The organism is Brevundimonas sp. TWP2-1 (assembly GCF_049897645.1).
Taxonomy (GTDB): domain Bacteria; phylum Pseudomonadota; class Alphaproteobacteria; order Caulobacterales; family Caulobacteraceae; genus Brevundimonas.
This window is the reverse complement of the sequence record NZ_JAFCWR010000001.1, coordinates 1,699,559-1,719,709: the sequence shown is the minus strand read 5'-3', so window position 1 is coordinate 1,719,709 and position 20,151 is coordinate 1,699,559. Positions and strand designations below refer to the sequence as shown.

General features: G+C 65.6%; 22 protein-coding genes, 1 tRNA gene and 1 pseudogene. 15 read left to right on the top strand and 9 right to left on the bottom strand.

The genetic code is table 11. The annotated features are described in order from the left end of the window. Window positions 1-64: 64 nt before the first annotated feature. From ACP7BH_RS08520 to fdxA, 3 genes are all read right to left on the bottom strand, one after another. Window positions 65-934, bottom strand: coding sequence for a beta-1,6-N-acetylglucosaminyltransferase (locus ACP7BH_RS08520; protein ID WP_425982069.1), 870 nt, complete (start codon window positions 932-934; stop codon window positions 65-67). 445 nt (window positions 935-1,379) lie between these two features. Beyond that, window positions 1,380-1,910, bottom strand: coding sequence for a CarD family transcriptional regulator (locus tag ACP7BH_RS08515; protein ID WP_135194663.1), 531 nt, complete (start codon window positions 1,908-1,910; stop codon window positions 1,380-1,382). Between the two features lie 299 nt (window positions 1,911-2,209). Then, a complete protein-coding gene (gene fdxA, locus ACP7BH_RS08510; RefSeq protein ID WP_017505910.1) occupies window positions 2,210-2,551 on the bottom strand; it encodes a ferredoxin FdxA in 342 nt (113 codons plus the stop codon). Between the two features lie 187 nt (window positions 2,552-2,738). Between fdxA and ACP7BH_RS08505 the strand changes: the two genes are divergently transcribed. Continuing rightward, the gene (locus tag ACP7BH_RS08505) at window positions 2,739-3,365 is read left to right on the top strand and encodes a YceI family protein (RefSeq protein WP_425982071.1); all 627 of its coding nucleotides are present in this window, start codon (window positions 2,739-2,741) and stop codon (window positions 3,363-3,365) included. Between the two features lie 29 nt (window positions 3,366-3,394). Here the strand turns inward: ACP7BH_RS08505 and ACP7BH_RS08500 are convergent, their stop codons facing one another. The 4 genes from ACP7BH_RS08500 to ACP7BH_RS08485 are packed head-to-tail and all read right to left on the bottom strand — an operon-like array spanning window position 3,395 to window position 8,175. Further along, on the bottom strand, window positions 3,395-3,670 hold the full coding sequence (locus tag ACP7BH_RS08500) for an RNA-binding S4 domain-containing protein (protein WP_425982073.1): 276 nt from the start codon (window positions 3,668-3,670) through the stop codon (window positions 3,395-3,397). Continuing rightward, window positions 3,667-6,156, bottom strand: a complete 2,490-nt coding sequence (locus ACP7BH_RS08495) for a helicase-related protein (protein ID WP_425982075.1) — start codon at window positions 6,154-6,156, stop codon at window positions 3,667-3,669. The genes ACP7BH_RS08500 and ACP7BH_RS08495 overlap by 4 nt, the downstream gene beginning before the upstream one ends. 34 nt (window positions 6,157-6,190) lie before the next feature. Beyond that, window positions 6,191-6,802: a response regulator FixJ gene (gene fixJ / locus ACP7BH_RS08490; protein ID WP_425982078.1), complete on the bottom strand. Its 612-nt coding sequence runs from the start codon at window positions 6,800-6,802 to the stop codon at window positions 6,191-6,193. Further along, a complete protein-coding gene (locus tag ACP7BH_RS08485) occupies window positions 6,799-8,175 on the bottom strand; it encodes a two-component system sensor histidine kinase NtrB (protein ID WP_425982080.1) in 1,377 nt (458 codons plus the stop codon). Before ACP7BH_RS08485 ends, fixJ begins: the two co-directional genes overlap by 4 nt. Window positions 8,176-8,794: 619 nt before the next feature. Between ACP7BH_RS08485 and ACP7BH_RS08480 the strand changes: the two genes are divergently transcribed. The 13 genes from ACP7BH_RS08480 (at window position 8,795) to ACP7BH_RS08420 (ending at window position 18,599) form a co-directional block, all read left to right on the top strand. Beyond that, a complete protein-coding gene (locus ACP7BH_RS08480; protein WP_425984770.1) occupies window positions 8,795-10,717 on the top strand; it encodes a methyl-accepting chemotaxis protein in 1,923 nt (640 codons plus the stop codon). After that, window positions 10,717-10,992, top strand: a complete 276-nt coding sequence (locus ACP7BH_RS08475) for an STAS domain-containing protein (RefSeq protein WP_409716474.1) — start codon at window positions 10,717-10,719, stop codon at window positions 10,990-10,992. Before ACP7BH_RS08480 ends, ACP7BH_RS08475 begins: the two co-directional genes overlap by 1 nt. Continuing rightward, window positions 10,989-11,354 carry a response regulator gene (locus tag ACP7BH_RS08470; RefSeq protein WP_346494404.1) on the top strand — a complete coding sequence of 122 codons (366 nt, stop codon included), beginning with the start codon at window positions 10,989-10,991 and terminating at the stop codon, window positions 11,352-11,354. Before ACP7BH_RS08475 ends, ACP7BH_RS08470 begins: the two co-directional genes overlap by 4 nt. A gap of 22 nt (window positions 11,355-11,376) precedes the next feature. Then, window positions 11,377-13,596 (top strand): chemotaxis protein CheA, encoded by a 2,220-nt coding sequence (locus tag ACP7BH_RS08465; protein WP_425982082.1) that lies wholly within the window; start codon window positions 11,377-11,379, stop codon window positions 13,594-13,596. Between the two features lie 3 nt (window positions 13,597-13,599). Then, window positions 13,600-14,055 carry a chemotaxis protein CheW gene (locus ACP7BH_RS08460; RefSeq protein WP_409716480.1) on the top strand — a complete coding sequence of 152 codons (456 nt, stop codon included), beginning with the start codon at window positions 13,600-13,602 and terminating at the stop codon, window positions 14,053-14,055. Beyond that, the gene (locus ACP7BH_RS08455) at window positions 14,052-14,915 is read left to right on the top strand and encodes a CheR family methyltransferase (RefSeq protein WP_425982085.1); all 864 of its coding nucleotides are present in this window, start codon (window positions 14,052-14,054) and stop codon (window positions 14,913-14,915) included. The genes ACP7BH_RS08460 and ACP7BH_RS08455 overlap by 4 nt, the downstream gene beginning before the upstream one ends. Continuing rightward, window positions 14,912-15,949: a protein-glutamate methylesterase/protein-glutamine glutaminase gene (locus tag ACP7BH_RS08450; protein WP_425982088.1), complete on the top strand. Its 1,038-nt coding sequence runs from the start codon at window positions 14,912-14,914 to the stop codon at window positions 15,947-15,949. The genes ACP7BH_RS08455 and ACP7BH_RS08450 overlap by 4 nt, the downstream gene beginning before the upstream one ends. Before the next feature lie 15 nt (window positions 15,950-15,964). Next, the gene (locus ACP7BH_RS08445; RefSeq protein WP_008262387.1) at window positions 15,965-16,354 is read left to right on the top strand and encodes a response regulator; all 390 of its coding nucleotides are present in this window, start codon (window positions 15,965-15,967) and stop codon (window positions 16,352-16,354) included. Next, window positions 16,351-16,893, top strand: a complete 543-nt coding sequence (locus ACP7BH_RS08440; protein ID WP_425982091.1) for a chemotaxis protein CheD — start codon at window positions 16,351-16,353, stop codon at window positions 16,891-16,893. Before ACP7BH_RS08445 ends, ACP7BH_RS08440 begins: the two co-directional genes overlap by 4 nt. A gap of 2 nt (window positions 16,894-16,895) precedes the next feature. Continuing rightward, window positions 16,896-17,240 carry a hypothetical protein gene (locus tag ACP7BH_RS08435; RefSeq protein ID WP_425982093.1) on the top strand — a complete coding sequence of 115 codons (345 nt, stop codon included), beginning with the start codon at window positions 16,896-16,898 and terminating at the stop codon, window positions 17,238-17,240. A 4-nt stretch (window positions 17,241-17,244) separates the two neighbouring features. After that, entirely contained in the window at window positions 17,245-17,835 is a 591-nt protein-coding gene (locus tag ACP7BH_RS08430) for a response regulator (RefSeq protein WP_425982096.1), read from the top strand. A 10-nt stretch (window positions 17,836-17,845) separates the two neighbouring features. Continuing rightward, window positions 17,846-18,304: a hypothetical protein gene (locus tag ACP7BH_RS08425; RefSeq protein WP_425982099.1), complete on the top strand. Its 459-nt coding sequence runs from the start codon at window positions 17,846-17,848 to the stop codon at window positions 18,302-18,304. A gap of 218 nt (window positions 18,305-18,522) precedes the next feature. Then, window positions 18,523-18,599 (top strand) — tRNA-Arg (locus tag ACP7BH_RS08420). A gap of 378 nt (window positions 18,600-18,977) precedes the next feature. On the opposite strand, the pseudogene ACP7BH_RS08415 reads toward ACP7BH_RS08420, so the two are convergent. After that, a pseudogene (locus tag ACP7BH_RS08415) lies at window positions 18,978-19,240 on the bottom strand (DUF3175 domain-containing protein). 69 nt (window positions 19,241-19,309) lie between these two features. Between ACP7BH_RS08415 and ACP7BH_RS08410 the strand changes: the two are divergent. Then, window positions 19,310-19,615 (top strand): plasmid stabilization protein, encoded by a 306-nt coding sequence (locus ACP7BH_RS08410; protein ID WP_372691274.1) that lies wholly within the window; start codon window positions 19,310-19,312, stop codon window positions 19,613-19,615. A gap of 96 nt (window positions 19,616-19,711) precedes the next feature. Here ACP7BH_RS08410 and ACP7BH_RS08405 read toward each other — a convergent pair whose 3' ends face one another. Next, on the bottom strand, window positions 19,712-20,125 hold the full coding sequence (locus tag ACP7BH_RS08405) for a MerR family transcriptional regulator (RefSeq protein ID WP_372691273.1): 414 nt from the start codon (window positions 20,123-20,125) through the stop codon (window positions 19,712-19,714). Window positions 20,126-20,151: the final 26 nt, after the last annotated feature.

The window sequence follows — 20,151 nt, the reverse complement described above, 5'->3', positions numbered from 1 at the left end:
TAGCCGAGCAGCAAAAAAGGCCCCGGATCGCTCCGGGGCCTTTTCTTTCGACCGAGGTCGAAGATTAAGCGGCTTCGGCGGTCGGGATCGGTCTGTTGGCGCCGACGGGCGCGATCCAGTCCTCCAGCGCGTCGATGACGGCGTCATCGACCTCGGCGTCGAACTTGCGCGCGAACAGTGACGGGCTGGCCTTCAGTTCGGGCAGATCCGCCAGGGTGTAGGTGCGCGGGCGCAGCTTGATGTCGCCGTCGGGGATCCAGTCGATCATCCGCATGTCGTCGTTGACCATCGGCCCATGGGCGTTCGTGTTCTTCATCACGGTCTGGAAGAAGCCTTCGTCGGCGATGAAGGTGTGGCGATAGAAGGCCTTGAACCGGTCCGCCGCCTTGTCGTTGCAGACGAAGTCGCAGAAGCGGCGGCTGACCATCATCCACTGATTGCCGATATAGGGCGTGGCGCCGCGCAGGAACGGGCGGCGCAGGATGGTGCGCAGGATGCCGCCGGGGCGTTCGAACACCATGTTGCGGACCCGGTTCATGGTGTCGGGACGGATCGTGCGCTGATCGACCGCGCGGATGAACTCCTGCCCTTTGTGCTTCGTCAGGAAGGCCATGATGTCGGCCTGGGACTTCAACGGGAAGTCCTGGCCGCTGAGATTGACGAAGACCGACCAGTCGTCGCTCATCTCCAGCAGCCGCTTCATACCGCGCAGCTCCGCGTCGATCAGGCTGTAGCCGCCCCACAGGGCGCGCCGGCTCTCGATGACGTCGGCGTTGGCGTAGGGCGCCAGGAACTGGCGGATCTGCTGTTCCAGCTCGGGGCCGGAGTTGCGATCGACGTGAACGACATACTGGTTGGCGGGATCATAGACGGCGTCGAACAGGCGTTTGAACTGTTCGGGATAGCGGTGAACCAGGATCAGATAGCCGATCATGCGTCCGCCCTCCCCTTGATTGAAAGGGGACGACCCGTCGCGGCGGCGCGCACGACGGATAGCTCGATGAGCCAGATCATAAGATCGAAGGTTTCGCATGGTGGTCAAACCGGATCCGATCAACCGCCTGCGGGCGGTTCGCTCTCGGCGACCATTCTCCTATTTGGGAAGTCTCGGCTCAAAAGCCATGGGCGCGGGCCTGTGCGGCCTCATTTGGCGGCCGCCTGCCTGCTAGGCTGATCTCTCACAGAAAAGGTCGATCACCGTGAAAGAGAGCAAGGGCAAGTCCAAGAAGGTCGCGCCGCCCAAGGCGAACGCGTCCCAGCCCAGCCTGAAGAACCTGGTTCCCGTGCCCGGTAAGTCGGGAAAGCTCGGCAAGTAGGACCCGAAAAACAAAAAGGCCCCGGATCGCTCCGGGGCCTTTTCGTTTGTCCGAGGTCGAAGATTAAGCGGCTTCGGCGGTCGGGATCGGCTTCTTGGCGCTGAGCGACTTGGCGAGCAGCTCGACGGCGGCGCCCTTGTCGATCTTGTTGGCGGCAGCGACTTCGCGCGCCATGCGGTCCAGAGCCGATTCATAGAGCTGGCGCTCCGAATAGGACTGTTCCGGCTGGGTGTCGGCGCGGTGCAGGTCGCGGACCACTTCGGCGATGGAGATCAGGTCGCCCGAGTTGATCTTGGCTTCGTATTCCTGAGCGCGGCGCGACCACATGGTGCGCTTGATGCGGGCGCGACCCTTCAGGGTGCTCAGGGCCTTGGTCACGACGTCGTCGGCGGCCAGCGAACGCAGGCCGGCCGTCGCGGCCTTCTTGGTCGGAACGCGCAAGGTCATCTTTTCGTGGTCGAAGGTCACGACATAGACTTCCAGCGACATGCCCGCGACTTCCTGGGTCTCGACCGCCGCGACTTTACCGACGCCGTGCGCCGGATAGACGACCGCGTCGCCAACCTTGAACTCCAGACCAGTCTTGCTCGTCATATTCGTCCTTTCCCGGTTCAGGGCCGGGCGACGCGAAGGCGCAGAAAACGCAAACAGAATCTCATCCGCCGGATCGCTCCGTCGGAGGGGATGATGTCAGGCGTCAAATGCGGAAACGGATCACCAAACCTCTGGCCGATCCCGTCTGTGGGCGGGATTCTGTCGCAAACACGGGCGGCGCGAAGATTTCGACCGCCCGATCCAATGAAACAGAACCTATCACAAATCTGCGGAATTTCAAAACGTCCACAGGGCGGACGTGGATTTGCGGCAAGGCTTGAGCGCCGCCGGGCTCTAAGTCAGGAACCCTTGCCCGGCTTGGGGCTGAAGTATTTCTCGTATTTGCCGGTCTCGCGTTCGTACTGTTCGCGATCGGCGGGGGGCGTGCCCTTGACGGTGATGTTGGGCCAGACCTTGGCGTATTCGGCGTTGACCTGAAGCCACTTGCCGTCCGGCTCGTCCTCGGTGTCGGGCACGATGGCGTCGACGGGGCATTCCGGCTCGCACACGCCGCAGTCGATGCATTCGTCGGGCGCGATGACCAGGAAGTTCTCGCCCTCGTAGAAGCAGTCCACCGGACACACCTCGACGCAGTCCATGAACTTACATTTCACGCAGGCGTCGGTGACGATGTAGGTCATTGGGCGAAGATATGGGGGCAAGCTGTGAGCGGGAGGCCTGCGACATGGCGGCCACGCAACCAACTGTCAACAGCAGGGCTTAAAGCGAGAGACGTTCGCAAGCGGGTTCGACGCCGCTTGACAACAGTCAGGCTTAATCGCAACTGTATTGATTGCATATCCACCGTCCCATCGACAGGAACTCCCCATGCGCACGCCCTTCATGAAATACGCCGTTGCCGGCGCTCTGGCGCTCAGCCTCGCCGCCGGCGGCGCGGTCGTGGCCCAGGCCGCCCTGACCAAGAACCCGGCCGAAGTCACCGCCGGGAACTACGACCTGGAATCCAGCCACGGCAAGATCACCTGGTCGGTGAACCACTTCGGCCTGTCGACCTACACGGGCCAGTTCGTGAACGTGAAGGCCGAGCTGAAGCTGGACCCGGCCAATCCGTCGGCTTCGACCCTTACCGCCACCATTCCGCTGACCGACGTCGCGCCGAACGACGACCGGCTGAAGGCGCACCTGCAGACCGCCGACTTCTTCGACACCGCCAACCACCCGACGGCGACCTTCGTCTCGCGCTCGGTGACGGTGGATTCGGACGACGCCAATGAGGCGACCGTGGTCGGCGACCTGACCCTGCGCGGCGTGACCAAGCCGGTCACCATCGAGGTCGAGTTCAACGGCGCCGGCACCGTCATGGGCGCCTACAAGTCCGGCTTCGACGGCGAGGCCACGATCAAGCGCTCGGACTTCGGCATCAACTACGCCCTGCCGGCCGTCTCCGACGAAGTGAAGCTGCACATCGAGGGCGAGTTCGTTCTTAAGCAGTAGGGCTATCGCGCCTCGCGCTACTTGAGCCCTCAAGCAGTAGGTGAATAAAGGGCGCGGGCCTCCTCGGGTGGTCCGCGCCTTTCGCCCAGCGCCTCCACCCTCAGGCTGGTGACCCGTCCGTTCTGAGCGAAGGTCATCAAGTCGCCGACGTGGACGCAGCGGCTGGGCTTGTCCAGCCGTGTCTCCCGCCCCTGATGCGTCAGCCGCACCGCGCCCCGCTCGACCAGATTGGCGGCCAATCCCCGCGTCTTCACGAACCGCGCGCGCCACAGCCACAGATCGATGCGACAGGCGTCCTCGCTCAAGCCGTCGCCTTCCGACGCGGACGCCGCCGCTTGGGCCGCGCAGGCGGGGCTTCCGTCAGAACCGCAAGCGCAGCGAACGGCGAATCCTTAACCGGTTTGGGCGCGGCGCCCGGCTTGTCGGGCAGGCGGGCGCGTTCGGTCTTCAGGGCGGCGATGACCTGTTTCGCCTGATCGGCGGTCCAGCCCAGGTCGGTCAGGGCTTCGTTGGACAGCCTGCCGTGGTTCGCGGCCCGCAGGTCGGCCATCTTCTCCAGCGTCTCGACCGGGACCAGCCATCGGCCGGCCTGGCGCAGGCCGTGGGCCGACAGCAGGCGCGGCGAGGGCGCCTCGACCGGCGTCGGGATCAGGTCGGGCGTCGCCGTGATCAGGGGCGCGTCCACGAACCCTTGAGCGAAATGCCGGGCGCGCGGCTTCTGAAGGCCGGGCAGCCAGACGGAGTGGACGCCCACGCGGATGGCGAAACTCTTCAGCGTGCGTCGCTCGACCTGGCTGAGCGCCGCCAGATCGCGCTCCACGTCGCGCCGGTCGATCAGGCCGCCAGCTTCAATCAGGCGGAAGGAGATCCCGCGCGGCAGGCCCTTCAGCGCCCCCGATTCCACCGCCTGACGCAGGCGGCGCAGATCCCGAAGCGCACGGCCCGCCTCGGACGCCAGCCAGGCCTCGATCCGGCGTTTGGCGCGCTCGCGGGCGGGCGTCGGACCCAGTTCGCCCAACAGGCGGACGACGGGCGAGAACGGATCGGCGCCGGTCGGCGTCGCCACGATCTGGGCCGTCAGCACGCCGCGCCACAGGACGGCTCCGTCCGGCGTGACGGAAAAGGCTTCGTCGCTCTCGGCCGCCAGCCGGCCCAGCCGGCGATTGATCTCGGGCGTTACAGCGCGCACCGCCGCCTGGCGCAGGGTGCGGTCCTCCAGCGCCGAGGCGCCCTTTTCCATCTGGAAGCTGACGCCTTCCAACTGGCCGACCACCTGGCCCTCGACCGTGACCTCGCCGTCGTCGGCGACCCCAGCAAACGTATCCTCTCGGACGTTCAGGGCGCGCATCAGGGCGGTGGTGCGACGATCCACGAACCGGGCGGTCAGCCGCTCGTGCAGCACGTCCGACAACCGGTCCTCCAGCGCGCGGGTCTTGTCGCGCCACCCTTGCGCGTCGTGAACCCAGTCGGGGCGGTTGGCGATATAGGACAGGGTGCGAACGGCCGACAGCCGGGCCGACAGCTGGTCGATCTGGCCGTCGTCGCGATCCACGAAGGCGAAGCGCGGCCCCATCCAGTCGTCGGTCAGCCGCCCGCGCTTGCCGGTCAGGGCGTGAAAGACGTCCTTGGCCAGCCGCGCGTGTTCGTCCAGCGTCGTCTTCTGGAAGTCGGGCAACTGGCACGCCTCCCACAGCCGCATGATGGCTCCGCGCGACCGGCCGATGCGCGCCACCTCCTCGTCCTTGATCAGGCGACGCAGCAGGGTCTCGTCCAGAGCTTCGCCGGTCAGGCTGAGACCGCTCCGCTGGGGTGTGACGGTCAGGGACCGCAGCAGGTCGGGCAGGGTGTCGAAGTCGAGCTTGGCGTTGCGCCATTCCGCCGCCTCGACCGGATCGAACCGGTGCTCGACTACCTGTTCGACCAGATCGGCGTCCAGATCCTCGGCCTCGGCGGTAACGCCGAACGTCCCGTCGCGAAGGTGACGCCCGGCGCGCCCTGCGATCTGGCCGATCTCGTGCGCGTGCAGCCAGCGGGTCCGCCGCCCGTCGAACTTGCGCAAACCGGCGAAGGCGACATGGTCCACATCCATGTTCAGACCCATGCCGATGGCGTCGGTGGCGACCAGGAAGTCGACCTCGCCCGATTGGTACAGGGCGACCTGGGCGTTGCGGGTGCGAGGCGACAGACTGCCCATGACCACGGCCGCCCCGCCCCTCTGACGCCGGATCAGCTCGGCGATGGCGTAGACCCGCTCGGTCGAGAAGGCGACGATGGCGCTGCGGCGGGGCAGGCGGGTCAACTTCTTGGACCCGGCATAGGAAAGCGTGGACAACCGGTCCCGCGTCACGATCTCGACGTCCGGGACCAGGCGGCGGATCAGGGGCTCCATGGTTCCGGCGCCCAGGAACATGGTCTCGAACCGGCCGCGCGCGTGCAGCAGCCGCTGGGTGAAGACGTGGCCGCGCTCGGGGTCGGCGACCAGCTGGATTTCGTCGATGGCCAGGAATTCGACCGACCGCTCCAGCGGCATGGCCTCGACGGTGCAGACGAAATAGTGCGGGCGGGGCGGGACGATCTTTTCCTCGCCCGTGATCAGGGCGACGGCGGCGGTGCCGCGCTGCCGAACGATCCGCTCATAGATTTCACGAGCCAACAGGCGCAGCGGCAGGCCGATCATGCCCGAGGCGTGACCCAGCATCCGCTCGACCGCCAGATGGGTCTTGCCGGTGTTCGTGGGCCCCAGGACCGCAGTGACGCGGGACGGGGCGAGGCCTGCGGACCGGTCGCTCATTGCCGCCCTAAGGTGGAGACGATTCTCCTCCGGCTCAAGCGTCGCCGGCGCGCATTCCCATACGAACCAGGGTGGACAGGTTCGGCGCCTGCATCTTGGTCATTACCTTGGCGCGGAAAATCTCCACCGTGCGCGGGCTGATCTCCAGCCGCAGCGCGATTTCCTTGTTCGAACAGCCCTCGATCAGGGCGTCGAATACCTGGCGCTCGCGGGCGGTCAGGGTCGCCAGACGGCTCCTGGCCTCGTCCCGCGCCGACCGGTCCGCTTCCAGGCTGGTCAGCGAGGCCATGCAGCGGCCGACGCAGTCCAGAATCTGTTCGGGATCGAAGGGTTTCTCGATGAAATCAACGACTCCGGCCTTCATCAGCTGAACCGCCAGCGATACGTCGGCATGGCCGGTGATGACGATCACGGGCCAGGTGTCGCCCCTCAGCACCTTCAGCTTGCGAACCAGTTCCGGCCCTTCGACGCCGGGCATGCGCACGTCGCTGACGATGCAGGCGCTCTTGTCTGTGGGCAGGTTCTCCAGAAATTCGTCTGCGCTAACGAAGGCGCGCGCCCGAAAGCCTGCCCCCCGCAACATGAGGACAAGCGAGTCCCGCATGGCTGGGTCGTCATCGACGATGAAGACGGAATGCGGGTTCATGCGGCGTCGAGCTCCGATTTGTGAGGCAGACGAAAGGTGAAGGCGGCGCCGCCAAGTCTGCCACGGCCGACGGTCAGTGCGCCCCCGTGGCTCTCGACTATGGAGCGCGTGACGGACAGCCCCAGGCCCATGCCGCCGGCCTTGGTGCTGATCATGGGCTGGAAGATGCTCTCGCGCTGATCGGTGGGAATGCCGCGTCCGTTGTCCTCGACGGCGATCTCGTAGCCTTCGGGGCCGACCGAACGGCCGACGATGGACACGCGGCCTGCTTCGCTTCCGACGACGGCGTCGACAGCGTTGCGGACCAGGTTGGCCAGGGCCTGCTGCAGCTGAATTCGATCCGCCATCACATGGTCGTCCTCGTTATCGGCGTCTATGTCGATGACGACATCGGTATCGCGCCCGATCAGAGTGAAGACGGGAACCAGATCCTGTATCATCTGTGACGCACGCTCCTCGGTGAAGGTGCGTGATCCAGTCGAGAGGAGTTCGCGCATGCGTCGGATGATGTCGCCCGCGCGCAGCAACTGAGTCCTGGCCAAATCCAGTGCGCGACTGGCTTCTTCGGCGGCCGGCCCCACCTTGGCCAGACCGGCCTGGCCGGCATGCAGATAGACGGCGGCGGCCGTCAGGGGCTGGTTCATCTCGTGCGCCAGGGTCGCCGCCATCTCGCCCATGGAGTTCAGACGCCAGACGCTGTCGAGCCTTTCGGTCAGGTCGCGCTCGCGTTTACGGATCGCTTCGGCCTGACTCTGATCTGCGAGCGCCAGGAGGATATGTTCCGGCCCGATGTCGTCCGGCAACACATTGGCGTGGATGGTCAGCGGCACAGGACAGGCGTCAGCCCGGCTGACCATCCAGGAACCCGGAGACGGCGCCAGAACCTCGCCGCCCTGCCGGGCCGACTCGAGGGCCAGGTCATCGAAACCGGGCACCAGCGTGTGAAAGGGCAGAGCCATCGCTTCGTCGCGCCTCACGCCCAGAAGCGCCGCCGCCGCCGGCGTCACGCGCTGTGTGCGGCCTTCGCGATCCAGCGTCACGACCGGGACGGACGTCAGGATTGTGTCGAGCAGCATCTCCCGCATGGCCAGATCGCGCGACAGCGCCCGAGCGGTTCTCAACGCGCCGCCCAGGCGCCGGCAGACCTCGGCGATGGTCCAGGAAACGGCGGCGAAGAGGGCCGCGTTGATCGCCGAGTCCAGCGCATCTTCCCGCTGCACCATCAGTTCGTTGGCCGTGATGGACAGACCGATCGCCACCAGCACGGAGAGCCGCCGCGCCAACAAGGCCGTGACCATCACGGCGACGATCATCGGCAGATAATAGAAATGACCGAAGGGTTCGAGCGCCAGGCGAACGGAGATAGCAACCAATACTGATACAAAGGCGACAGAAAGGCCGCCCCACCAAGTCTTTGTGCGCCGCAGCATGTAGACTGGGTGATCAGATCTTTTCAAAACGGCGCAATCTAATTGCGCCATGAAGCATATTGCCTGCGCAAAACCACCCGAACGCTTCCCTGTCGTTTTTTTGCCTTATTTCGTATAGGCGATTTTTCTATGCGTGAAAATACGTAATCACTGCGACGGATTGGCAGCCGGGCCACGAGAAGCAAGCTCTGCCGTTCCTACGCATTCCTACCTACGGCGTGGTTCAGAAATAATATTAATCATCGCCTCATCCTTGATCGGCACAATGCAGGTGCATCAAGGACCGCCATGTCTCGTTCGCCTTTCGTCCATCGGCTTCTGAACGCCGGGACAACATGCCGCGATACAGGCCCCTTCGATCGCATGGACGGCGGGGAAAATGATCACACGCATGGAATGTCGGCCTACAGGCGCAAGTTTGCGGACGAAGGCGATCGATCCGCAAAAATGCGACGCCGACCGTCGGTCCGCGGGCGCGCCGTCTGGCTGCCCTCTCGTCTACAGTTATATTTTTTGAATAACCGATCCATCGGGGGATGCTGAGTTGAAGATTATCGAGAATATGCCCGTCGGCCGTAAGCTGTTCGTGGCCTTCGGTCTGGTGCTGGCGGCGATCGCCATCATGGGCGCGGTCGTCGTGATGAGCCTGCTCAGGCTGGAAGCGGCGGGCGAAGTTCGCACGGTCGAGAACGAAGCGAACCGCGCTACGGCGAGCGCTGAATTCTACATGGCGCGCCAGGAAAACGCCTTCCGCGGCTACCTGCTGTCTCAGGATCCCTACTACCTCGAACGTTTGGACGCCCACCGCGCCAAATTCCTCGCCGCGCTGCAGGAATTGCGCGACGCATTGCCGGCCGACCGCGCCGCTCCGATCGACAAGGTCATCGAGGCCAACGCGACCTGGTACAAGAACGTCGTCGAAGCCGGCGTCGTCATGGTTCGCGACGGTCGAGGCGCACAGGCGGTTCAGATGGTTGGACGCAATGGCTCCGCCGACAACTATGTCGCCCCTATCGAAGACACGATCGCGGCGATTGAGAGCAACAACGACATCTTTAGACAAGCGTCGGCTGAGGCGCAGGGTGCTGCCAGTCGATCCGCCATGATCGGCCTGATTGTCGGTCTGATCGCCGCCTTGGCGATCGCATTGGTCGCCGGCCTGATCGCGACCCGCGCCATCACACAGCCGATCTTCACGATGATCGGCTATATGCAGAAGCTGATGGCGGGCGACACCGCCATTCAGATCGTCGGCGCCGACCGCAAGGACGAGTTCGGCAAGATGGGCCAGGCCATCGTCGCCTTCCGTGACGCCGCCCTCGACAAGGTCCGCGTTGAGCAGGAATCCGCGTCGCATCGTTCGATGAGCGAACAGGAACGCGCCGCCAACGAAGCCGAAAAAGCCCGCGTCGCCGCCGAGGACAAGGTCGCTCTGGACGCCTTGGCCGACGGCCTCTCGGCCATGGCCAACGGCGACCTGACCCATCGGTTCACGGTCGAGGTCGCGCCGCGTTCGGAATCGTTGAAAGCCGACTTCAACGCCGCCATCGCCCAACTCCAGCAGGCGATCTCGGTCGTGGTCGGCAATGTGTCCGGGATCCGTTCCGGCGCCAGCGAGATCAGTCAGGCCGCCGACGACCTGTCGCGCCGCACCGAGCAGCAGGCCGCCTCGCTTGAGGAAACCGCCGCCGCCCTGGATGAGATCACAGCCACGGTGAACAAGACCGCCTCGGGCGCGCGTCAGGCCTCCGACGTGGTTCAGGCTGCGCGCGGCGACGCCGAAAAGAGCGGTATGGTCGTTCGAGACGCCGTCTCCGCCATGCAGGCCATCGAGGGCTCGTCCAACCAGATCAACCAGATCATCGGCGTGATCGACGAGATCGCCTTCCAGACCAACCTGCTCGCCCTGAACGCGGGCGTCGAAGCCGCCCGTGCCGGCGATGCGGGTCGTGGCTTCGCGGTCGTGGCCTCTGAAGTCCGCGCCCTGGCGCAACGTTCGGCCGAGGCGGCGAAAGAGATCAAGACCCTGATCTCGGCCTCGACCGGTCAGGTCGGCGCCGGCGTCAAACTGGTCGGTGAGACCGGCGAAGCGCTGCAACGGATCGTGGATCGTGTCGCCGAGATCGACAGCCTGGTCACCGAAATCGCCGCCTCGGCCCAGGAGCAGGCCGTCGGCCTGGCCCAGGTCAACACGGCCGTGAACCAGATGGACCAGGTCACTCAGCAAAATGCTGCGATGGTCGAGCAATCGACGGCCGCCAGCCACTCGCTGGCCCAGGAAGCCGAAAGCCTGCAGGCCTCGGTGTCCCAGTTCCGCGTCGGGTCGCACCAGCAGGCTTCTCACGCGCCCGCTCCGGTTCGCAAGCCTGCCCCTGCCGCCAAGCCCGCCAACCGTATGGTCGCCGCGCTGAAGACCATCGGTCGTGGCGGCGCGGCCCTGAAACCGCAAGCCGCCGCCGTCGAAGACGGCTGGGAGGAGTTCTGATGAGCGAGACCCTGATCCTGGCCGAGGTGCTGGACCTGAATGCAGCCGAGCCTTTGAAGGCTGAACTGCTGGCTCTGCGAGGTCACGCCCTGACGCTGGACGCCTCGGCCGTCGAGCGGCTGGGCGGGCTGTGCCTGCAAATCCTCATGTCGGCCCGCAAGACCTGGGCCGCCGACGGCGTCAACCTAAGCTTAGGGTCTGTGTCCCAATATTGGACAGAACAATGGGCGGCTCTAGGCGCGCCCGACTTCAACACCGAGGGGGCGTTGGCATGACCAAGACCGTTCTGACGATCGACGATTCACGCACCATGCGCGACATGCTGCTGATGGCGCTGGAAGACGCGGGCTATACCGTGATCCAGGCCGTCGATGGGGTGGACGGGCTGGAGACGCTGGCCGCCAGGGGCGCCGACGTCATCATCACCGACATCAACATGCCCCGCATGGACGGTTTCGGCGTCATCGAAGGCGTGCGCGCCGATCCGAACCATCGCACCACGCCGGTGCTGGTTCTGACGACCGAGAGCGATGCCGAGAAGAAGGCTCGCGCCCGCGCCGCCGGCGCCACCGGCTGGATCGTCAAACCCTTCGACCCCGCAAAACTGGTGGACGCCGTTCGCCGCGTCGCCGCCTGATCACCCGCCGGACCCGCACCTAATGGACGCCTTCGAAGCCATCAAAGTCACCTTCTTCCAGGAATGCGACGAACTGCTCGCCGACCTGGAGGCGAAGCTGATGCTGCTGGAACAGGGTCAGACCGACCTTGAAACGATCAACGCCGTCTTCCGCGCCGTGCATTCGGTCAAGGGCGGGGCAGGGGCGTTCGGGCTGGAGGCGTTAGTCCGGTTCGCCCACGTCTTCGAGACCCTGATGGATGAGCTGCGCTCGGGCCGTAAGCCGTGCGATACGATCACCATCAAGACCCTGTTGCGCGCCTCCGACGTGTTGGCCGACCATATCCAGGCGGCCCAGGGTCTGATCCCGCAGGTGGACGAGGGCCGTTCCGCCGCCCTGGTCGCCGAGCTTGAAATGCTGACCCACGGCGGCGAGGCTCCCCCCCCGGTCGAGGACGAAGACGACGATTTCGGCTTCATGCCCATGGCCTTCGACATGGCGCTGGACGAAACCGTCGCCGCACCCGAGCCGGAGCCTGAACCTGAAGCCGTCGGCTGGCGCATCGTGTTCAAGCCGATGGGGCGGATGTACGCCAACGCCAACGAGACCGGCCTGCTGCTGCGCGAACTGGGCCGCCTCGGCCCGACCACGGTCGTCATGGACGATAGTGAAACGCCTACGCTGGACGCCCTGTCGGTCGAGGACGGTTGCCTGACCTGGACCGTCGATCTGGACGCCGCCGTCGACGAAGCCGCCGTGCGCGAGGTCTTCGACTTCGTCGAGAGCGACTGCGAACTGACCATCACGCCACTTGGCGCCACTCTGGGAGGCGCGGACATGAGCGCAACGTTCGAAGACGAACCGGCGGCGATCCTGCCGGCCGGCGACGATCTGGATATCGCCGCCCTGTTGGCCAAGGCCAGCGGAGCGGTCGCGGACCCTGTGCCGGAGACGATCCCGTTCGCGGCCATTGAGCCCGAGCCCGCTCCTGTCGTCGCAACGCCTGCCCCTACGCCCGTCGCCGCCGCTCCTGTCGCCGCCTCTGCGCCTGTTGCGCCGGCGCCGGTGACGATCCGCGTCGATCTGGATCGGGTGGACCGCCTGATCAACGTGGTCGGCGAGCTGGTCATCCAGCAGGCCATGCTGTCGCAACGCGTCCTGGAAAGCGGCCTGGCCCGTTCGTCCGGCATCGCCCTCGGCCTTGAAGACCTGGAGCTGCTGACCCGCGAGATCCAGGACAGCGTCATGGCCATCCGCGCCCAGCCGGTGAAGTCGGTGTTCCAACGCATGCCGCGTCTGGTCCGCGAAGTCGCCGACATGGTCTCCAAACAGGTTCGCTTGGTCACCGTCGGCGAGGACACCGAGGTCGACAAGACCGTGGTCGAACGCCTCGCCGAGCCGATCACCCACATGCTGCGCAACGCCATCGACCACGGACTGGAAACGCCCGACGAGCGTATCGCGGCCGGCAAGTCGGCCGAGGGCACGGTGCGTCTCGCCGCCCTTCACCGCTCGGGCCGGATCGTGATCGAGATTTCCGACGACGGTCGCGGCATCAACCGCGAACGCGTCAAGAAAATCGCCATCGACAAGGGACTGATCGCCGCCGACGCCCCCCTGACCGACGAGCAGATCGACAATCTGATCTTCGCCCCGGGCTTCTCCACCGCCGCCGTCGTGTCCGACATCTCGGGCCGGGGCGTGGGGATGGATGTGGTCAAGCGCTCGATCCAGGCCCTGGGCGGCCGGATCTCCATCAGTTCGGTTCCGGGCAAGGGTTCGACCTTCACCCTCAGCCTGCCGCTGACGCTGGCGGTGCTGGACGGCATGGTCGTCGCCGCCGCCGAACAGACGCTGATCGCGCCCCTGCCGACCATCGTGGAAAGCCTCACGCCCCAGGCCGCCGACCTGCATTTCGTCGGCGGCGTGGACCCCGTGATCCGCTTCCGCGACCGCTTCCTGCCGCTGATCGACGTGGCCCTGATCATGGGCTTCCGCGAGCAGCCGATGAGCCCGACCGACGGCGTCGCCGTGGTCGTCGAGACCGAGAGCGGCCAGCAGGCGGCCCTTCTGTTCGACGCCATCCAGGGCCAGCGCCAGGTCGTCATCAAGAGTCTTGAGACCAACTATCAGCAGGTCGAGGGCGTCGCCGCCGCCACCATTCTTGGCGACGGCCGCGTGGCCCTGATCCTCGACGTCGACGTCATCGTCACCGACATGCGCCGCAAATCCATCCGTCCCGATTTCAAGCTCGCGAGCTGAACCATGACCGAAGCCAAAGATCCCCAGCGCGAACTCATCGCCTTCCGCATCGGCAGTCAGGAATTCTGCGTCGACATCATGTCGGTGCGTGAAATCCGCGGCTGGACGCCGGCGACGCCCCTGCCGCGTTCGCCAGGCTATATGAAGGGCGTCATCAACCTGCGCGGCACCGTCCTGCCGATCATCGATCTGGGGGCGCGCTTCGGCCTGACGACCTCGGAACCGACGGCGCGCCACGTCATCATGGTCGCCCATATCGGCGGCCGGATGGTCGGGCTGCTGGTCGACGCCGTGTCCGACATCCTGCAGATGAGCGAGGCCTCGGTTCAACCGACGCCCGACGTCGCCAGCGATCAGGTCAAGACCTTCGTCAAGGGCATCTTCTCGATCGACGGCCGCATGATCAGCCTGATCGAACTGGATTACATCCTGCCTCAAGTCGAAGCCGAAGCCGCATGAACGCCGCCGCCGGTCGGGGATCCATTGTCGAGGGCGAGTTCGTCTTCACCGCCGATGATTTCCGCCACATCGCCGAAATGCTGCATGCCCACGCCGGCATCGCCCTGAACGAGGGCAAGGCCGCGTTGGTCTATTCGCGGCTGGCCAAGCGTCTGCGCACCCTGGGCCTGACCAGCTTCCGGGACTACTGCGCCCTGGTCGAGGGCGTGGACGGCGTGGACGAGCGCCAGAGGATGACGGCGGCCCTGACCACCAACGTGACGCGCTTCTATCGCGAGCCGCACCATTTCGACGATCTGCGCGACCGGGTCATGCCCGAGCTGGCGGCCCGCGCGCGCGCCGGCGGTCGGGTGCGCCTGTGGTCGGCCGCCTGTTCGAACGGACAGGAGCCCTATTCGATGGCGCTGACGATCCTTCAAGCCCTGCCCGAGGCGGCGGATCTGGACGTGCGGATCCTGGCTACCGACATCGATCCCAATATGGTCGCCCAAGGCCATGACGGCACCTATTCCGAAGAAGCGCTGGAACCGGCGCCCGTCACCCTGTGGCGCAAATATTTCGACCGGGCCGACCGCGGCCAATGGACGGCGGGCCAGCAGCTGAAGCGTCTGGTCAGCTTCAAGGAGCTGAACCTGATCGGCGAATGGCCGATGAAGGGCAAGTTCGACGTCATCTTCTGCCGCAACGTCGTCATCTATTTCGACGACGCGACCCAGGAGCGGGTGTGGAAGCGGTTCACGCCTCTGATGAACCCCGGCGCGACCCTTTACATCGGGCACTCGGAACGCGTCTCCGGTCCCGCCACCAGCCAGCTTCAGACCGCCGGCCTGACCACCTATCGTCTGGGTGGACCGGCATGAGCATCATTCGTGTCCTGGTCGTCGACGACAGCCTGACCATGCGGGGCCTGATCTCGGCCGCGCTGAAGTCGGACCCCGAGATCGACGTCGTCGGCACCGCCGCCGATCCCATCGAGGCGCGCGCCGCGATCAAGGCCTTGAACCCCGACGTCATCACCCTGGACGTCGAAATGCCCAACATGAATGGGCTGGAGTTCCTGGAAAAGATCATGCGGCTGCGGCCCATGCCGGTCGTCATGGTCTCGACCCTGACGGCGGCGGGGACCGACGTGACCCTGGCGGCGCTCGAAATCGGCGCCGTGGACGCCGTGGCCAAGCCGGCGGTGGCCAGCGTGGACGCCTTCCATGATCTGATCGGCAAGGTGAAGACCGCCGCCCGCTCGCGCGTCCGCGCCCGTGGCGACACCCCCGCCGCCGCCGTGGCGCCCAGCACGTATCGCCCCGATTCCAATCACATCCTGGCCATCGGTTCGTCCACCGGCGGCGTCGAGGCCCTGCTGACGGTGCTCAGCGGCTTTCCCGCCAACTGTCCCGCCACGATCATCACCCAGCACATGCCGGCGACTTTCACCGCCAGCTTCGCCGCCCGTCTGGACCGCGTCTGCGCCCCGACCGTGACCGAGGCGGTGGACGGCGCGCCGCTGAAAACCGGCCACATCTATGTGGCGCCCGGCGGCGCGACCCATCTGGAGGTTTCCTCCGGCATGTCGCCCCGTTGCCGACTGGTCGCCAGCGATCCGGTCAACGGCCACCGCCCCTCGGTCGATGTGATGTTCGATTCCGTTGTGCGCCTGAAGCGCCCGATGACGGGCGTCATCCTGACGGGCATGGGCAAGGACGGCGCCAAGGGCCTTCTCGCCATGCGCGAAGCCGGCGGCCGCACCCTGGGCCAGGACGAAACCACCTGCGTCGTCTACGGCATGCCGAAAGCCGCCTTCGAACTGGGCGCCGTGGAGCGGCAGTTGCCGCTGCACCGCCTGTCCCCCGCCATCCTCGAACTGTGCGCCGATCAGGCCGCGCGGTCAGTCGCCTAACCGGGAGCGTACATCATGCCCGCCGCCGCCTCACTTCACTGCCTGGTCGTCGACGATCAGATGACTATGCGCTCGCTGGTCCGCACCAGTCTGCAACAGCTCGGGGTTCGCGAAATCCGCGAGGCCGCCGACGGCGAGATCGCCCTGCGCGACATCATCTCCAAGCCCGCGCACCTGATCATCTCGGACTACAACATGCCGAACCTGGACGGTCTGGGCCTGCTGCGCGCCGTGCGCGCCCATCCGCCCACGTCCAAGACCGCCTTCATCATGCTGACCGGCCGGGCCGACCGCGAACTGGTCCAGCGCGCCGTGCAGTTCGGCGTCAACAACTACCTGGTCAAGCCGTTCACGGTCGCTCAGCTCAAAGGCAAGCTGGAAGCCGTCTTTGGTCCCCTGACATGAGCTTCGCCGCCCTGAGAGAGAGCGTGGAAAAGCGCATACACGTCGGTCAGGGCGAGCACCACATCACGTCCGATCCCAACGTCGTGCTCAGCACCATCCTGGGCTCGTGCGTCGCCATGTGCCTGCGCGATCCGCTGGCCGGTGTCGGCGGCATGAACCACTTCCTGCTGCCGGAAGGGGCGGGGGCGGGGACCGACGCGGGCCGTCGCTACGGCGCCTATGCGATGGAGCTTCTGATCAACGACATGCTCAAGGCCGGCGGTCGGCGCGAGCGGATGGAGGCCAAGCTGTTCGGCGGCGGCCGCATGTTCGACAGCTTGCGGGACGTGGGTCGCGCCAACGCCGACTTCGCCGAGAAGTTTCTGCGTGACGAAGGCATTCCGGTCGTGGGCGGCAGCCTGCGCGGCGACGGCGGTCGCCGCCTGCACTACTGGCCCGTCTCCGGCCGCGCCATGCAACGCGCCGTGACCGACGTCGTCGCGCCCAAGCCCGTTCCCGTCATGGCTCCGGTCGATACCGGCGCGCTGGAACTGTTCTGAGCATGAGCGCCCCTCCCGAACATGCCGACCTTCTGGCCGCCGTCGCCGATGAGCTGATGCTGATCCGCGAAGGCATCGACGGGATCGAGGCCTTGGTCAGCGATCTGGTCCGCCGCGCCCCGCCCGAGGAACGCCCCAACGCCCTGACCCAGGCCCAGGCCCTGGACGCTCTGACCCAGAGGCTGGAGGCCCTGTCCGGCGTCCTGCGCATGCTGGGCGGCGGCGCCAGTCCGTCCGAGGCCGTCAGCCGGCTGTCGCTGGCCGACATGGCCGGCCGTCTGCGGCCCGCGGCCGGCGAAGCGCCGTCGCAAGCCACCGCCGACGCCGGCGACCTGATGCTGTTTTGATGTCATGGCCAAGAGCGATCGGGTCAATCTGGCGCACACCACAGTCCTGCTGATCGACGATCAACCTACGTCGCTGGATATGCTGGGTTCCATCGTCCAGGGCTTCGGCTGCAAGGAACAGATCAAGTGCGCGTCTGCGCAGGCGGCGACGGAACTGTTGGCCCGCCGCGCCGTCGATCTGATCCTGATCGACTGCATCATGCCCGACATGGACGGCTATGAGTTCGTCCGCTGGTTGCGACGCGACGCCCCGACGCCGACCCGCTACGTGCCCGTCATCATGATCCTGGGTCACGCGTCCCAGGTCAAGGTTCAGCAGGGACGCGATTGCGGCGCCAGCTTCGTGGTCGCCAAGCCCCTGTCTCCCTCCCTGCTGCTCAAGCGCATCATCTGGCTGGGGGCCGAGGACCGCGACTTCGTCGAGGCCGAACACTATGTCGGACCCGACCGCCGAGTGCGCAACTATGGCCCGCCGGCCGGAACCGACGGTCGTCGCGAGAGCGACCTGTCCGGCGAACTGGGCGCCGCCGTCGAAGAAAACATGGGTCAGGACGACATCGACATGCTGATGAAACCGATGAAGGTCAGCCTGTGAGCCGCACTCGATGACCAAGCCCACCATCCGCAAGGTCCACACCTCGCTCCAACGACAGATGGCCCGCCCCGGCGGGCGCCTGATCGTCGAGGCCGAATCCCGCGCCAATCAGGCGCTGGAGGGCCAGCGCGATCACGTCTTCGATCTGCTGGCGACCAATATCGACGCCATCGACGCCCTGTGCGTCAGTCGTCCCGACGACGCCCCGACCCAGATCTACGCTTTCGCCTCCGCCATGGTCGACATGGCCGGCTATCTGGATGTCCCCACCTTCTTCGAGGCCGCCTTCAGCCTGTGCGAGATCGCCGACCGCATGCGCGCCGCCGACGCCTGGTCCTGGCCGTCGGTCGAGGTCCACGTCCGCGTGCTCAGACTGACTTTGGCCGACAGCGGCAAGGCCACGCCCGGTTCCGAACGCCTACTGGAAGGCCTGCGCGCCCTGACCGCACACGTTCCGCCGGCGAGTTAACGGCCAAGCCTCATGGTGCGGAACAAGCGTGAAACGAATCAGGACCGAATCGCCGACACCGCCCCATTCGTCCTTTGTTCACCGCGACATCTGGTAGGTTAAGGGGCCCCAACCACAAGCTTGTTCCAACTCTTCGCAGTCACCCAAACAAGACTTTTTCGCCACCGACGGCGCTGCCCACTTTTCCAAATCCCCCCAAGACGCTAGGTCACCCCCGTGGCCCCGTAGCTCAGCTGCATAGAGCAAGGCTTTCCTAAAGCCGAGGTCGGGGGTTGGAGTCCCTCCGGGGTCGCCATGTTTTCAATGGCTTCGCGTCGAACTGTCCCGTGCGTTGGGCTCCTGGGGTACAAGTGGGGTGCAGGGCTATTGATTCCGAACTGAGCTTTCCAACCTATTTCAGCCGGTCTCACGGGATCCCAGGTCGCTCTGCCGTTCATTACCGCCGTTGGATTGTAGCCTTGACCGCACAGTCGACCTGATTGGGAATAACCGGCCAGAGCAGTTCTTTAAGGGTCTGACGTCTGTGCTGGCGATTACGGGTCCTCCGAACCGGGAGGCGCTAAGGCGGTTCGCACCTAAGCGCCATTTTGAGGACGGCAGATTGCGTATATGTTTGGCTCGGTCTGCGGCGACCTGATGAATGGGTTGCGGAGGGACCGTCGAAAGTCCCGGCTTAGTTCGAGGTCTTCCTGCTTGCCGAACGCCTTACGCGACTCGCCCCTCGCCCCCTCCAGGGCCTCCAGCCGTTCCCTGCCAAGATTTCGCCGGTGCGGTTGACGTGGAACGTCAGCATCGACATCGCCGACTGCAGCGGCGTGCCCTGCGTCGATGGCTTTGTTCAGCGGATCGCTTGAGCGACGCCGCGATGTTCGCAGGATCGTTCTGGTTGAAGACACTCTCCGTAGCTTCCCGGACCGCGCTTAGTGTTCGGCGCAATGCTGGTTCCTTCCGTCGAGGAACTCTCAGCTCAGTCGAATGTTCACGCTCCAAAAGGGAGAGCTAAACATGCCGCGCGGCGAAAAATCCAAATACACGGGCAAGCAGGAACGGAAGGCCGACCACATCGCCGAAGGCTATGAGAAGCGCGGGGTCTCCGAAAGCGAAGCCGAGCGCCGGGCCTGGGCCACGGTCAACAAGGACGACGGCGGGGGCAAGAACCCGGGAGGGTCCGGTCGCGGCAAGTCCACCGGTCATCCCGCCGCACATAAGGGGGGCCGCACTGGTGGCAAAGCGTCTGTCTCGCGCTCCAAGGCTGATCGTTCGGCCGCTGCCAAAAAAGGTTGGGAGACCCGTCGGAAGAAGGCTGGCTGACGCTTCCTGAAGATCGGTTTTCCGCCGGCGACGTCGCTCGCCGCGCCGGAGATGTCGATCCAAGCCCACCTTGGTCATATCGAGATGGGCTTCGTCTTAAAGTGGACTGCCCTGAAACGCCTCGATTATAGGACAGGGCCCGCTGTCATTCGACGCGCATGCACCCGCGAGACCCCGCAGCGCTGCTCTCGCCTTCTCTAGCTCCGTAATCGTGCGATCCAGCGCGGTCAGCCGTTCGGCCGCCAGCTCGCGTGCGCGCGCCCGGTCCTCGCCGGCATCCAGAGACAGCAGTTCCTTGATCTGCTCTAAGGTGAACCCCGCCGTCTGGGCCGACCGAATAAACTTCAGACGACGCACGTCCTCGTCGCCATAGCGGCGGATGCCCGCGCCCGCGCCGTCGCGCGACCATCGCTCCGGCGTCACCATAAGGCCCCGCCTCTGATAGAAGCGGATCGTCTCGACGCCGACGCCCCCTTCGCGCGCCAGTCCTGCAATCGTTCGAACGCCCATGCTTGACTCCGTATCATGGTACGGAA

Excerpts from the sequence above, each read along its gene's own strand:
- ACP7BH_RS08520 (WP_425982069.1), bottom strand. The coding sequence starts at position 934 with ATGATCGGCTATCTGATCCTGGTTCACCGCTATCCCGAACAGTTCAAA.
- ACP7BH_RS08515 (WP_135194663.1), bottom strand. The coding sequence starts at position 1,910 with ATGACGAGCAAGACTGGTCTGGAGTTCAAGGTTGGCGACGCGGTCGTC.
- fdxA (WP_017505910.1), bottom strand. The coding sequence starts at position 2,551 with ATGACCTACATCGTCACCGACGCCTGCGTGAAATGTAAGTTCATGGAC.
- ACP7BH_RS08505 (WP_425982071.1), top strand. The coding sequence starts at position 2,739 with ATGCGCACGCCCTTCATGAAATACGCCGTTGCCGGCGCTCTGGCGCTC.
- ACP7BH_RS08495 (WP_425982075.1), bottom strand. The coding sequence starts at position 6,156 with ATGAGCGACCGGTCCGCAGGCCTCGCCCCGTCCCGCGTCACTGCGGTC.
- fixJ (WP_425982078.1), bottom strand. The coding sequence starts at position 6,802 with ATGAACCCGCATTCCGTCTTCATCGTCGATGACGACCCAGCCATGCGG.
- ACP7BH_RS08480 (WP_425984770.1), top strand. The coding sequence starts at position 8,795 with ATGCCCGTCGGCCGTAAGCTGTTCGTGGCCTTCGGTCTGGTGCTGGCG.
- ACP7BH_RS08475 (WP_409716474.1), top strand. The coding sequence starts at position 10,717 with ATGAGCGAGACCCTGATCCTGGCCGAGGTGCTGGACCTGAATGCAGCC.
- ACP7BH_RS08470 (WP_346494404.1), top strand. The coding sequence starts at position 10,989 with ATGACCAAGACCGTTCTGACGATCGACGATTCACGCACCATGCGCGAC.
- ACP7BH_RS08465 (WP_425982082.1), top strand. The coding sequence starts at position 11,377 with ATGGACGCCTTCGAAGCCATCAAAGTCACCTTCTTCCAGGAATGCGAC.
- ACP7BH_RS08460 (WP_409716480.1), top strand. The coding sequence starts at position 13,600 with ATGACCGAAGCCAAAGATCCCCAGCGCGAACTCATCGCCTTCCGCATC.
- ACP7BH_RS08455 (WP_425982085.1), top strand. The coding sequence starts at position 14,052 with ATGAACGCCGCCGCCGGTCGGGGATCCATTGTCGAGGGCGAGTTCGTC.
- ACP7BH_RS08450 (WP_425982088.1), top strand. The coding sequence starts at position 14,912 with ATGAGCATCATTCGTGTCCTGGTCGTCGACGACAGCCTGACCATGCGG.
- ACP7BH_RS08445 (WP_008262387.1), top strand. The coding sequence starts at position 15,965 with ATGCCCGCCGCCGCCTCACTTCACTGCCTGGTCGTCGACGATCAGATG.
- ACP7BH_RS08440 (WP_425982091.1), top strand. The coding sequence starts at position 16,351 with ATGAGCTTCGCCGCCCTGAGAGAGAGCGTGGAAAAGCGCATACACGTC.
- ACP7BH_RS08435 (WP_425982093.1), top strand. The coding sequence starts at position 16,896 with ATGAGCGCCCCTCCCGAACATGCCGACCTTCTGGCCGCCGTCGCCGAT.
- ACP7BH_RS08430 (WP_425982096.1), top strand. The coding sequence starts at position 17,245 with ATGGCCAAGAGCGATCGGGTCAATCTGGCGCACACCACAGTCCTGCTG.
- ACP7BH_RS08425 (WP_425982099.1), top strand. The coding sequence starts at position 17,846 with ATGACCAAGCCCACCATCCGCAAGGTCCACACCTCGCTCCAACGACAG.
- ACP7BH_RS08410 (WP_372691274.1), top strand. The coding sequence starts at position 19,310 with ATGCCGCGCGGCGAAAAATCCAAATACACGGGCAAGCAGGAACGGAAG.
- ACP7BH_RS08405 (WP_372691273.1), bottom strand. The coding sequence starts at position 20,125 with ATGGGCGTTCGAACGATTGCAGGACTGGCGCGCGAAGGGGGCGTCGGC.